The following is a 13,307-nucleotide window of genomic DNA, read 5'->3' as shown; positions in this document are numbered from 1 at the left end:
TAACCGGATATTCGTGTAATTCGCAAAAATCCTTCTAAAATTCGTGTTTTTTAATTCATGCTTGTAGGTACGTTTTCAATAGAACCGGCCCTTGAAAAGTATTTATATAAAGATGGATCGCGCAGTTTAACGATGATAACCCCGCGACGTGAGCTTGCATGCACAACATACCCATTTTGCAGGTAAACACCTACATGGCTAAATTGCTTTCCATCGAAATCGAAAAATACCAGGTCGCCTTCTTTTAGCTCGTCCTCATATTTCCGTTTAATCACGGTGATCTGCTTGCTGGTCATGCGCGGAATGGTGATGCCATAAACCTGTTGTTCGAGTAAAAAAGTCAGACCGGAGCAGTCAACGCCGTCTTTATCAAGCCCGCCAAATTTGTAGGGCGTGCCCATCCATTGATCAATAAAAGCATAAAGACGCCCGTTTTGAATATCTCCCCTATCAACCCCCATAATTCCGGAGTATTTTGAAGCGATATCAGGCGATGGGTTAACCACCTCACCCGGCTGGCCGCGCATTGCGGCCTTGCGCGAGTGACATGAACTTAATATAAATGGGGAAAGGAAAAGTATAAACAAATAAAAACTACGACGCAGGTATATGCTCATAAAGTAAAATTAGCTTTAATGTTTATTGAGAGGATGCGGATGTTTTTAACATATTAACATGGGAGTGGATGTGCAGGTGTGCAGATTTCAGATGGGCAGATGCTGAAAAAAGCCAAACTTACGAAATTTTAAAAACTTCGTAAGTTTCTGAGCGGAAGATCAGGGTTCGAACAATCTGCACATTTGCACATCTGAAACCTGCAAATCAAAAAATCAACTCTTCACCACCCTTTGGATTTCATCCAGCTTCATAAGCGCTTCAACCGGGGTTAGTGTATTTACGTCAAGGTTGTTCAGCGTATCGCGGATCTTCACCAGTACCGGGTCATCTATCGAAAACATCTGCATTTGTACAGCTTGCTTCTGCACTTTACGGATACTTTCTTTGATATGTTCACCGCCGGTACGTTCGTTTTCGAGCTTCTTTAAAATTTCGTTGGCGCGGGTAAGCACTTTTGAGGGCATGCCTGCCAGTTTAGCCACGTGGATCCCAAAGCTGTGTTCGCTGCCACCGGGTACCAGCTTACGCAAAAAGATGATCTGCTGCCCTACTTCCTTAACCGATACATTAAAGTTTTTAACGCGGTTAAACGAGTTGCTAAGCTCGTTAAGCTCATGGTAATGCGTTGCAAACAGCGTTTTAGCTCTTGCAGTCGGGTGGTTATGCAGGTACTCAGCAATTGACCAGGCAATGGAAATCCCATCGTAGGTTGATGTACCGCGACCGATCTCGTCCAGCAAGATCAGGCTCCTGTCGCTCAGGTTATTGAGGATGCTGGCCGTTTCGTTCATCTCCACCATAAAGGTCGATTCGCCGGATGAAAGGTTATCTGAAGCCCCTACCCTCGTAAAGATCTTATCAACCAGGCCTATAGTTGCTGCCTTAGCCGGTACAAAGCACCCCATCTGGGCCATCAGTACAATCAAGCCGGTTTGCCTTAACAAAGCCGATTTACCAGCCATGTTGGGACCGGTAATGATGATGATCTGCTGGGTTTCCGAGTCAAGAAATACACTATTGGTAATATACTCCTCGCCTATCGGCAGGTTCTTTTCAATAACCGGATGACGACCGCCTTTGATGTCAAGCGCTTTCCCCTCGTTTATCTCGGGTTTTACGTAGTAGTTTTTAATGGAGATGGTAGCAAAGTTGAGCAGCACATCCAACCGGGCTATCAACTGGGCATTAAGCTGTATCGGCTTAATATATTCAGCCAGCGAATAAAGCAGGTCATTATATAATTTCGTTTCAAGCGCCAGGATCTTTTCCTCGGCACCTAAAATCTGCTCCTCGTACTCCTTAAGCTCAGGGGTAATATAACGCTCGGCATTTACCAGTGTTTGCTTGCGGATCCACTCCGTTGGTACTTTATCCCTGTGGGCATGGGTAACCTCCAGGTAGTAGCCAAACACATTATTGAAGGATACTTTAAGCGATGGGATCCCCGTTAATTCAGCTTCGCGCTTTTGAATTTCCAGCAGGTATCCTTTACCGCCGAAAGCGATCTTGCGCAAACGATCAAGCTCATCATTAATCCCCTCGTTCATCACCGAGCCTTTCACCAGCATTACCGGAGGCTCGGGGTTCAATTCACGTTCTATCTTTTCGCAAATAAGTGCGCAGGGATTTAACTGCTCGCCAATGGCACGCAGGGGGGCACTTTGTGATGATTCGGCAATCCGCTTGATCTGGGCTATAGCGGTTAATGCCTTTTTCAACTGGCAAACTTCGCGCGGGTTAGCTTTTTGCAAGCCAATTTTGGAGATCAACCTTTCCAGGTCACCTATCTGGCGCAGGTATTGCAGTAGTTCTTCACGCAATTCTTCATTGCCTATCAGGTATTCAACCACACCTAAACGGTCATTAATGGCCTTAATCTGCTTAAGCGGCATTACAATCCAGCGGCGCAATAATCGTGCACCCATAGGCGAGCAGGTATGGTCAAGCACATCAACCAGTGTCATAGCATTTTCGTTGGCCGAGCCTACCAGTTCCAGGTTTCGGATACTGAACCTGTCGAGCCAAAGGTACCTGTCTTCCTCAATCCTGCTGATGGCCGAAATATGGCCCAGGTTGCGGTGTTCCGTTTCATTCAAATAATGAATGGCTACACCGGCAGCAATGATGCCTAAGTTTAGTTTATCTATACCAAAACCTTTGAGTGATTTTACACCGAAATGCTTGAGCAATGTTTCATTAGCATAATCGCCGCTGTAGGGCCATTCGTCAAGGGCATAGGTGTAAAAGCGGTCACCATAGGTATCCTTAAAATCGCGCGTGCGGCTCTTAGGGTAGATCACCTCACTGGGCGAAAAACTTTGCAGCAGCTTATCAATATAATCGCTATTGCCCTGGGCGGTCATGAACTCGCCGGTCGAGATATCAATAAGCGCTATACCAATGCTGTTTTTTTCAAAATGCAGCGAAGCAAGATAGTTGTTGCTTTTTTGATTCAGGATATTATCATTAGTGGCCACACCGGGGGTAACCAGTTCGGTTACGCCGCGCTTAACAATAGTTTTGGTAGTTTTAGGATCTTCCAACTGATCGCAGATAGCCACACGCTGCCCTGCACGAACCAGCTTAGGCAGGTAAGTATCCAACGAATGGTGCGGAAAACCGGCAAGCTCAATATGTGTAGCGGCGCCGTTTGCCCGGCGGGTTAGTACGATACCTAAAATACCGGCAGCTTTTACGGCGTCTTCGCCAAATGTTTCATAAAAATCGCCCACCCTAAACAGCAGCAAAGCACCGGGGTACTTTACTTTGATAGCATTATATTGCTGCATTAAGGGGGTTTCTTTGGTAGTATCTTTAGCCAAGCGGTTACTCCTTCTGTTAATCGGGTAAAGTTAATGCATTGACAGCTGTTTTAGGGCATTGTTGAAAAGTTGGGGGAGTGTGGATTATCTTACAGATGTACATAGCAAGCGCAGTTATCCCCTGCAAAACGCTCACTTCGCCACCAATTTCCCGTTCACAATCCTATCCGTATAATCCTGTATCAAAGCCTTACAATCCTGCATGCCTTTTTGCATTTCGGCGTTGGGTTGAGCCGTCATCAGGTTTTTCTCCAGGCCTTTATCAGTCACTGCGAAAATGCCGGTGAAGTTTTTACCATCAAACAGGTAGGTATAATTACCCTGCATAAACTGGTAAATATTACCTGTTGAGTTGATCACTTTGGGCTGCTCATCCGGAAGGTTACTTACCAAACTTCTGCCCCAAGACCTGAAGGGTTTGTTATAACCGATCAGATCCACCACTGTTGGATAAATATCCATTTGTGATGCCAGATCTGTACGCACTCCTTTCAAATTATAAGCGCTGTTGGCACTGTAAAACAGGATAGGCACCGCAAATCGGTTAACCTGTTTACTATACTCGGGATAATAAGTTTGGCTGGTATGATCGGCGGTGATCACAAAAATGGTATTGTTAAACCATGACTGCGTTTTAGCGTAATTGAAAAAGATCCTTAAAGAGTTATCGGTATACTGAACGCATTTATCAATAGCCAGCGGACCGCCTTTAAACCTTGCTTTATATTTTTCGGGCAGTTGATACGGATCATGCGATGACAGCGTGAACAGGGTAGCCATAAAAGGCTGCTTTTGATCGGTTAGCGTGCGTGCCATGAACGGAAAAAAATGTTCGTCCCAAATCCCCCAAATGCCGTCAAAATCTTTATCATCATTATATTCGGTACGGCCATAATAGTGCTGATAACCTAAAATACTGCCAAAGCCCTGGAAGCCCATCGATCCGTTGGCTGCCCCATGAAAGAATGAGGTTTGATACCCCATACTATCACAAACAGACACTACCGACTGGATCTTTTGCTTGGCATACGGTGATGAGGTAAAAGCATTTTGGAACGACGGTATCCCAGCTATTACCGACGATACAGCATGAATAGATTGCCGGCCGGTTGCATAAGCGTTGGTAAATATAAGACTGTTATTAGATAACGAATCTAAAAAAGGGGTATATGATTTAAAGCCCGGTATATTAACATCGCGGTTCATGCTGCCCCAATACTCGCGGGCCATACTTTCCAGTATAATGATCACCACGTTGGGCTTGGCAACCGGTTTGGTGCTATATTGTTTTATAGGTTTTATATTGGTATCGATATAAGCCTCGTCAACCCAATGCTGGAGCTTGTAATTATTGGTTCCAAGCGTCCGGAAAACAGCGAAAGGGGTATTCAGCACGATATCGCCCTGGTTAGGTACAGTGATGTGCTTATATGCGTCAACCATATTGATAGGCCGCGTACTGTGCGCAAAATCGCCCCGGATGCCTCCGATAACCAGTGTAAGGATCAGCAGGAACGACACTATCGATGATAAAAAATATATTTTCTGATCCTTCACAACGGCTGGCTTTAACTTCACCCGTTTGTACAGCCAGATCCAGCAAATGGAGCATAGGATAAATATGATGATCACATACCAATAAGCTTCAGAAAAATGGGTAAACAACAGTTTTTTGTTATTTTCATCGGCCAATACATCAAGCGTTGCCTTGGTTGAGCGCACCTGGCTAAAGCGATAGTAAATGATATCAACAAAGTTGGTGGCGTATGCCAATAAGTTGGTAACAAAGTACAGGATAGCCATGCCTTTTTGAAACGCCGGCCGGGTATTTACAGTTAAGGGCAAAACGCTGAGCAGGATGAACAGGCTGTTGATATACAGTAAAGCCGTGGTATCAAAAGCCATACCGTAATAACAAAGTTTAAGCAAAGCCCAAACGCTATCAACAGCAAACAGGTGTGTGTTGAACGCGAAGAATAATACCCTTGCAATAAAATAGAATAAATACCCCAAAAAAAGCCTGTATAAAAGCACTTTATATTCGGCCAACCTCAATTTACTTTCCATGAAAAACACGTTGCTTTAGTTTCCCAAAAGGCTTGACCGGCAGGAATTGATCAAACCTAATTTACCCCGGGGAGCTAATAAGAAGCGAAAGTAAAAAAAATAGGATAACAATTATTTAATACTAAATCAACAGCGATTTAATGACATTAGGTTGGCAAAACAGCGTTAGGGATATTGCCGAAAGAGGAAAAGTAAAATGGAGAAGACAAGATGCCTTCTCCGCAAAACGATAATTAAATCGCCTTTAATTGTCTGTACTGTCTTAAAGTAGCCTGATTATTTCTTTTGATCCTGTAAGGCAGCTTTTTCAGTTTTTCCTGCAATAGCATATACGACTGAAAATCTGCGTTGCCCTGTAGTTTTTTCACGAGTTTTTCCAGTTGATCTTCAAACTTTACAATTTGTTTATAGGCTTCATTATTATCCCGCAAATTGGGCAAAAACTCCCTTATGGTACTGTAAACCCAAACCTCAAATTTAGGGTTTAGCCAACCCGCAAATTTCAATGCCAGGATCTCGCACATCCACAAACCGTCTATCTTGTTTACAAATATCATCGATTCCAAATCGGCCTGATTATCTGCATAACTGCGCTCTTCATTCGTTTCATTAAAAGGCAAGGGCAAATTTTTTAATTCTTCTATAAAATCTTTGGTTTGCTTCAACTTTAAAAACTCGGCCGGATTTTTTCCGAATATTTTGCCCATCTCTGTGGCGTTTATCATCAAATCCTTATCGCTTATATCAAACTCAATAACCTGATTATTAAATTCAAACTCAAAAACTGCGTTTACCATATCCCTGCTTAAATTAAAATACAAGTATAACTGTTGCATTTTAAAAACTACAAAAATTAGCAATTAAGTTTTAAACAACCTAAAAAGTCCACAAAAGTTAGCAGCACAAATAAAAGCTACCTCTTCCCGGGTGATAAAAAGTTACATTCATCTGTTGCGGGCATAAAAACATTTATTAACTTTGAAATACAAAGTACTTTTATATTAAAAAGAGCAAGGGCAAACAAAAAATATATAGTATGGAACTTTTTGTAGATGAACATTCAATAGTGCGCAGGATTTGGGGCAAGGCAGATACCATCCTGTTTATTTTTGCAGGCGCAGCAGCTGAATTTGCTTTAAATAAAGCTGTCGACTGGCTCTATTTCACGGGAAAACTTCCGGCCGATCCTTTAGCGCGATTGTTTAGCACCGTAGCTTATTCCCGGCAGATCATTTTTTCGGAGCATGAAGCGGCTTTAAAAGCAATTGATAAGATAACTGCCATACACAAAAACGTTGAAACAACCCGCGGTTCCCAAATACCCGACTGGGCTTATCGTGATGTACTGTTTCTTCTGATCGATCTGTCTATCCGTTCATATGAATTACTGGAAAAGCCGCTCAACATTGCTGAAAAAACTGAGGTATTTAATGTGTTTTATAACGTTGGTGATCGAATGCAGCTAAAAGGCCTGCCGATAAATTATAACTACTACCTGCAGATGCGACAGGATCATCTTGAGCATAACCTTATTAACAGCGACTTTACTGCCGATTTATATCGTCAGTACAAAAAGCACCTTGGTTTTACCCGTTACCAGATCCTGAAACAAGCGCAGTTATTAACTGTACCCACACAAGTGAGCCAACAACTGCCTTTGGGTAAAACAGCCTGGTTGTGGCCCGTTTTAAAGATATATAAAGCAGTAAAAAACCTTAAACCCGGAAAGTTTTTAAGGAACGCCCTCCTGCCGATACAATATAAAACCCAGATCAGGGAGATGGACCAGGCATATGCTTTAAGCTAATTTATGAAAACAACCATCAAACATTTTTTCATTTTTGTTGAGCATCAGGCACTCTCCTGTCTGTTCCCTGTTTTCTTATTTACCATGCTGGCACTTTCGCATCTGTTTACCGGTGTACTGCCCCGATACGATTTTATGCTGATAGGCTGCCTGCTTATCCAGGCTGCTCTGTATTATACCGGCATCGAAACTAAAGATGAAGTATTGGTAATTTGCATATTTCACCTGCAGGGCCTGCTGATGGAACTTTTTAAAGTTCACTATGGGTCATGGGCCTACCCCGAATTTGCTTATATAAAAATAGGCGGCGTACCACTATACAGCGGCTTCATGTATGCAAGCGTTGCCAGCTATATGTGCCAGGCCTGGCGTAGGCTTAACCTGCAAATACAAAACTGGCCCAGCCGGTACGTCACCCGCACCATTGGTATTTTGATATACCTTAATTTTTTTAGCAATCACTTTATCCCTGATGTGCGCTACGGAATTGGCGTGTTGATCCTTTATTACTTCTGGCGATCGGTTGTTGTATTTCATTTACAGGGTAAAGCATATCATATGCCAACCATATTGGCTTTTATGCTGATTGGCTTTTTTATCTGGCTTGCCGAAAATATAGCAACACGGCTTGGGGCCTGGCGTTATGCTTATCAACACCATGCCTGGACAGTGGTAGATTATCAAAAAATAAGCTCATGGGCGTTCCTGGTAATTGTAAGTTTTATTATTGTTGCCGAACTGAAGTTATTAAAAGACAGCACAAAGCCATCGCCAGTGCTATCAGTTTAAAATCTCCCATTCCAATAAGTACTCCGGTAATTTCACGCGAAGGCGTAAAAGAGTTTCTTTCTCTTTGTGGCTTTGCATGCAACCTAAACAGGAGTTATTCGATTTTCCCTGCGATTTGCAAACAATTTTCCAAATCCGAAATCGAAATTCCGAAATCCGAAATCACAATGAAATCTGAAATCACAATTCTCTGATCACCCGACAGGGATTGCCAACAGCTACAACATTGGCCGGAATATCTTTAGTTACTACACTCCCCGCACCTATGGTAGTGTTATTGCCAATAGTAACCCCAGGGCATACAATTACACCACCGCCCAGCCATACATTATTGCCGATTGTGATAGGAGCTGCATACTCAGGCCCTTTGATGCGCTCGGCAGCTATTAGCGGGTGATAAGCTGTATAAAGCTGCACATTGGGCGCCAGGAACACATTGTCGCCGAAGGTAACGTGGGCACAATCCAGTATAATGCAGTTAAAATTCAGAAACAAATTATCTCCCGCTGTTATATTAAAGCCATAATCGCAGTAAAATGGCGATTGAATATCAATGTTACCCTTAAAATCGCCCAATAATTGCTTTAGCAGTGCGGTCTTGGTTTCCTTATCGTCGTAGCCAGCGGCATTATATTGCGTAAATAACTGGCGGGCTTTTGAACGGGCAGCAACAAGTTCGGCATCCCCGGCATTATATAGCTTGCCGGATATCATTTTTTCAAGTTCGGTCATAGGTGGTGTATGTTGATGTTAGTCACAAATATAAGGGCTCGATATAAACCCACAATACACTACGTATTTACGAGCCTTAGAACAGCATTCTTTCACGCATCTGGCTTCAACTACGGTTAGCACTGATTTATAAATTTTAAAACTATTACGACAAATGAAAGTTATATTAATAGTTAACTTTTCATAAATAAAACGAAAAATATGAAAAATTTAAGATTAGCAGCCGCAGCTATTGCCCTGTCATTAGCCGGCTCATTTGCATTGGCAAACGGCCACAAGCTTCAGAATAATAGTGTTACTGTTTCGAAGTATACAATGCAAACAGATACCGTACCGGGTAAAAATAAAAAGAAACCAAAAACACCGGTACCAACGCCTGCTCCAACGCCGACGCCAACACCTGCGTCCGCCAACTGAAAAGAATAATTCAAATCAACAAGATAAATAAATACCAACCAGCATTTGTTCCTGAGGAACAATTTCAACCTCATCATCCCAAGGACATTTGATATAATTTTACACTAGAACAAGAAATCAATATCCAAGATTTTGCTTCAGGTCAACATTTTATTCATGATGAACGACATCTGATTGATTCCACAATTGAATTGAATGCCATTTGATACATTAGAGCGGATATTTACAGCTGTTTGAAAGAAGTGAAGAACCAATATCTTTATGATCCTTTGATGACGAGCGCAACACATTGAAGAATTGTTAATACGATTTAATGATATTCAGGTGAGGAGACCATTGATGAATACGCTATTTATTATGATATGAAAAACAACGAACAATTATACTAGAAATATTACTTGCAATTGAAAACAATTTAGTTATTTTTTGAAGCAACATCACCAAGAATGGCGATGACACTGCTGAAGGTGAACAACAGGTGATGACGATATTTAATATTTTCTGAAAACGACAAGTCTGAATATTCTTTGGTATCAACGAAACACACAACAAGAACGAGCGCAAAAACAGTGAACGGGCCATCGCCTTTCAAAGTTTCAACAAGCCCTGCAGCTTTAACCGCAGCTACAAGTGTGGTGTGGTCTTTTGAATTTACCGCGTTATCGATAATATCTTTAGTTGGGTACATAGCCGCACCACCTACCATTTTGGTTTGAGCGTGAGCTTTAGGAGCTATTGCAAAAGTTACTAATGCAATGGCCGCGATGATCATCTTTTTCATATGTTATTGCTTTAATTGTTTGGAAGAAGCTACGGAGCATAATACAAGGCAGATTTAAGCCGCGATCAATAACAACACAAAAACCTAAATATCAACACATTAACCATATCCTATTTTAGAGTAAGGCTATTATTAAATTATATTAAACAACCTAAGTGTTTATTCGCCATATCCCCCAATCCGAAGCATTCATGATTACGTTTATCCATTAAACAACCAATCAACTTAAAGAAAAATATGCTTACCGAAAAACTTATAGCCAACAGGATCCGTGCCGTTAGGGAAGAAAAAAATTACACCCAATTTTACGTTGCCTACAAACTCAAAGTATCGCAAAACACGTTCAGCAAAATAGAGCTGGGCAACGTTAAGCTTACCCTTGCCAGGCTCATTGAAATAGCAAAGGTTTTGGAAGTTGATCTTGTGGATTTTTTAAAGGAAGAACACCTGTACATTATTGCCCGTTAAATACTATCCGAACTCTTTTTCCCCGATTTGTTTATATCGTTTATAATATTTTCAAAGTATTAGTTTGATCACTAATTTTCGATAAATTCAACCCCGTTATAAACAATCATGAAAACGACAACATTGATTTGCCGGGTATTGCTCGGCTCACTTTACCTGATATTCGGGCTCGATTATTTTTTACATTTTATTCCTTATCAGCCGCTGCATACCGGTAAAGCAGGTGCATTCATAGCCGGGCTTAAAGGCACAGGTTATTTTTATCCCATGCAAAAGGTGATACAAATAGTAGGCGGGCTATCATTGATGTTTAATCGTTACGCGCCGTTTTCGGCGGTGGTATTGTTCCCGATAAGTTTAAATGTATTGTTGTTCCATACCTTTTTGGTACCATAGGGCTGGCTTATGGGGGTTACACTTGTTGTGCCTAACCTGCTGCTGGGTTATGCCTACCGAAAGTATTACAGCGGCATGTTTACTATGAAGGCCATCGGAGAATAAAGGTCGATATTCTACACGCCCTTCAAGGCCTGCGCTATCCAGATCGGGATCAGCTTCTTTCTTTCCTTTATCATCGTTGTAAATTCGGCGGCATCAAAATAACCGGCCTCCAGTTGCCGCGGTCGCACAAGAAAAGGAAAAACAATCATACCGGCAATATTCCACATCAGGTTAACAGGATGAAATTTCATAACGCCATCGGCCTGCAATGCGTAAAGCTGTTTGGCAAAAACAGAATCAGTTAGCGTTTTAATTTTTTCGACCATAGGCAAGGTGGTTTGCCCGGCGAGCACCTCGTTCACCATAAAAAATGGAAAATCCGGGTTTTCCAAAAGCTGGTCGATATAGTATCCTACACAAATCTCTATCTTTTCGATGGCTGAAGAAGACTCATCATTTAAAACAGGTTCAATTTTATCGAAAAGCTTTTTTATGGTTTCGTCCATGATAAACGCAAAAAGATTTTCCTTGCTGCGGAAATAATAGTTAACTGATGCAACGTTGGTATTGGCCTCGGTAGCTATATCGCGTACGGTAGTTGCCAGGAAGCCTTTTTTAGTAAAGATGCGCCTGGCTGCACTCAATATTTTTTCTTCGGTTGTTGTTTCGGCGGTTATAGTCATGGATGATATATGTTTCAAATTTAGTCATTCAAAAACATATATCATCCAGGACTGATTAATGTGTATCTGCCACGGCCTTTTGACCTTTTACAATCGGCGCTAAAAATATCAGCGGAATGGCAGCCAGCATTACCCAGCCAACCACAATATAAGCGTCATTATAGCTTAGCAGTGTACTTTGCTTGTTTATAGTACCGTCAATAGCAGCGTACGCCATTTTTGAAGCATCAAAAAATGATTTCCCCTTAGCCATAAACCCGTGCAGTAGCGCATTATATCTATCGGTAAAATAAGTGTTATATGGATTGATATGGTCTAACAGGTTATTACGATGCGTTGCCACACGGATATGGATCAGCGTATTTAAACCGGCTATCCCAAACGAGCCGCCCAACTGCCGCATCATATTGTTTAGACCGGTGCCCTGCCCTATTTCGGCACCTTTTAAGCCGCCGATGGCAATGGTAGTGAGCGGTACAAAAAGCAGCGACAAACCGATCCCTCTGATAGCTAAAGGCCAAAAGAAATCACCGGTACCTGATGCCAGTGTTGAGCCACTCATAAACCAGGAGAAAACGAAGAACAATATCATGCCACCTACAGCCATAAATTGTGCAGGCAGGCCTTTGTTAAGCATAATCCCCACAAAAGGCATCATCATAATGGTGAATAAACCACCCGGCAGCAAAATCTCGCCGGTTTGCTGTGCCGAAAAACCCAGCAGGTTTTGACAAAAAACCGGGAAAACAAACTGAGACCCGTACAAGCCAACACCAAGTATAAAGGAAGTAACCATCCCGGCCGAAAAGCTGCGATGACGCATGATCTTGAAATTAACAATAGGATGGTCGGTACTTAACTCGCGCCATAAAAAAAGCAGCAAACCAATAACCGCTGTACAGGTAAGCACTATAATGTATGTAGTGGCAAACCAATCTTCATCCTCCCCTTTCTCCAATATGGTTTGCAAACTGCCTACCGTAATGGCCAGTAAAACAATGCCCCACCAGTCAATAGGTTTATCCCGCCCATCACGAGACGTTACTCTTACATACATCACCGTAAAGATCGAAGCCAGGATGCCTACCGGTATATTCACGTAAAAAATCCAGCGCCATGCGGCATGGTCTGTTATGTAACCGCCAATGGTAGGCCCTATGGTTGGGCCCACAACTGCACCTAACCCAAACAATGCGGTAGCTGTACCCAACTGCTCCGCCGGCCATGTTTCAATCAGGATGGCTTGTGATGTTGAAAGTAGTCCCCCACCTGCTAAGCCCTGCAAAATCCTGAAGCCAACAAGTTCGGTCAGGCTGCTGGCGTTTCCGCATAAAAACGAAGCTATGGTAAATACAATAATTGAAGTTAAAAAGTAGTTTTTACGCCCAAAAAAACTACTCAGCCAGCCCGACATGGGCAAAATGATAACGTTTGCTACACTATATCCTGTTACAACCCAGGCAGCATCGGTTATCGTAGCCCCCAGGTTACCTTGAATTTGAGGAATGGAAACGTTAACTATGGTTGTATCTATTAATTCTAACAATGAAGCTATAATTACCGTGATGGTAATTATCCACTTTTTAAATCCTGACTCGGCCATTTGATAAAAGTTTTATGTCTTAAATAATGGCACAAAATTAATCAATCGTTTGATTAAAACATTTGTTTTAAATAAATGT

Annotated in this window: 12 protein-coding genes and 1 pseudogene; 5 read left to right on the top strand and 8 right to left on the bottom strand. The window is 42.2% G+C overall.

What is annotated here, in order from left to right; all coding sequences use genetic code 11:
* Positions 1-50: 50 nt before the first annotated feature.
* The 4 genes from ACEN9X_RS22315 to ACEN9X_RS22300 all read right to left on the bottom strand — a co-directional run bounded on the left by ACEN9X_RS22315 (position 51) and on the right by ACEN9X_RS22300 (position 6,343).
* The gene (locus ACEN9X_RS22315; RefSeq protein WP_413667229.1) at positions 51-617 is read right to left on the bottom strand and encodes a C40 family peptidase; all 567 of its coding nucleotides are present in this window, start codon (positions 615-617) and stop codon (positions 51-53) included.
* Between the two features lie 213 nt (positions 618-830).
* Positions 831-3,440, bottom strand: a complete 2,610-nt coding sequence (gene mutS / locus ACEN9X_RS22310) for a DNA mismatch repair protein MutS (RefSeq protein WP_413667228.1) — start codon at positions 3,438-3,440, stop codon at positions 831-833.
* 132 nt (positions 3,441-3,572) lie between these two features.
* Entirely contained in the window at positions 3,573-5,507 is a 1,935-nt protein-coding gene (locus tag ACEN9X_RS22305; protein WP_413667227.1) for an LTA synthase family protein, read from the bottom strand.
* 233 nt (positions 5,508-5,740) lie between these two features.
* The gene (locus ACEN9X_RS22300; protein ID WP_413667226.1) at positions 5,741-6,343 is read right to left on the bottom strand and encodes a KilA-N domain-containing protein; all 603 of its coding nucleotides are present in this window, start codon (positions 6,341-6,343) and stop codon (positions 5,741-5,743) included.
* Between the two features lie 200 nt (positions 6,344-6,543).
* On the opposite strand from ACEN9X_RS22300, the gene ACEN9X_RS22295 reads away from it, so the two are divergent.
* Together ACEN9X_RS22295 and ACEN9X_RS22290 are read left to right on the top strand one after the other, a co-directional pair.
* Positions 6,544-7,314, top strand: coding sequence for an oxygenase MpaB family protein (locus tag ACEN9X_RS22295; RefSeq protein WP_413667225.1), 771 nt, complete (start codon positions 6,544-6,546; stop codon positions 7,312-7,314).
* A gap of 3 nt (positions 7,315-7,317) precedes the next feature.
* The gene (locus ACEN9X_RS22290; protein ID WP_413667224.1) at positions 7,318-8,103 is read left to right on the top strand and encodes a DUF817 domain-containing protein; all 786 of its coding nucleotides are present in this window, start codon (positions 7,318-7,320) and stop codon (positions 8,101-8,103) included.
* Between the two features lie 180 nt (positions 8,104-8,283).
* Here the strand turns inward: ACEN9X_RS22290 and ACEN9X_RS22285 are convergent, their stop codons facing one another.
* Complete coding sequence (locus ACEN9X_RS22285) at positions 8,284-8,835, bottom strand: sugar O-acetyltransferase (RefSeq protein WP_413667223.1); 552 nt, start codon at positions 8,833-8,835, stop codon at positions 8,284-8,286.
* 201 nt (positions 8,836-9,036) lie between these two features.
* Between ACEN9X_RS22285 and ACEN9X_RS22280 the strand changes: the two genes are divergently transcribed.
* Entirely contained in the window at positions 9,037-9,252 is a 216-nt protein-coding gene (locus ACEN9X_RS22280) for a hypothetical protein (RefSeq protein WP_413667222.1), read from the top strand.
* Positions 9,253-9,811: 559 nt separating this feature from the next.
* Here ACEN9X_RS22280 and ACEN9X_RS22275 read toward each other — a convergent pair.
* Positions 9,812-10,033 (bottom strand): annotated as a pseudogene (locus ACEN9X_RS22275) (fasciclin domain-containing protein); the annotation flags it as partial.
* Between the two features lie 237 nt (positions 10,034-10,270).
* On the opposite strand from ACEN9X_RS22275, the gene ACEN9X_RS22270 reads away from it, so the two are divergent.
* A complete protein-coding gene (locus ACEN9X_RS22270; RefSeq protein WP_413667221.1) occupies positions 10,271-10,501 on the top strand; it encodes a helix-turn-helix domain-containing protein in 231 nt (76 codons plus the stop codon).
* 108 nt (positions 10,502-10,609) lie between these two features.
* A complete protein-coding gene (locus ACEN9X_RS22265) occupies positions 10,610-10,897 on the top strand; it encodes a DoxX family membrane protein (RefSeq protein WP_413667220.1) in 288 nt (95 codons plus the stop codon).
* A gap of 116 nt (positions 10,898-11,013) precedes the next feature.
* Here the strand turns inward: ACEN9X_RS22265 and ACEN9X_RS22260 are convergent, their stop codons facing one another.
* Positions 11,014-11,625 carry a TetR/AcrR family transcriptional regulator gene (locus tag ACEN9X_RS22260; protein WP_091211341.1) on the bottom strand — a complete coding sequence of 204 codons (612 nt, stop codon included), beginning with the start codon at positions 11,623-11,625 and terminating at the stop codon, positions 11,014-11,016.
* A gap of 55 nt (positions 11,626-11,680) precedes the next feature.
* Positions 11,681-13,228: a DHA2 family efflux MFS transporter permease subunit gene (locus tag ACEN9X_RS22255; RefSeq protein WP_413667219.1), complete on the bottom strand. Its 1,548-nt coding sequence runs from the start codon at positions 13,226-13,228 to the stop codon at positions 11,681-11,683.
* Between the last annotated feature and the right edge of the window lie 79 nt (positions 13,229-13,307).

Origin of the sequence: Mucilaginibacter sp. Mucisp86 (assembly GCF_047324315.1) — a bacterium.
Taxonomy (GTDB): domain Bacteria; phylum Bacteroidota; class Bacteroidia; order Sphingobacteriales; family Sphingobacteriaceae; genus Mucilaginibacter.
This window is presented reverse-complemented; position numbering and strand designations above follow the sequence as displayed.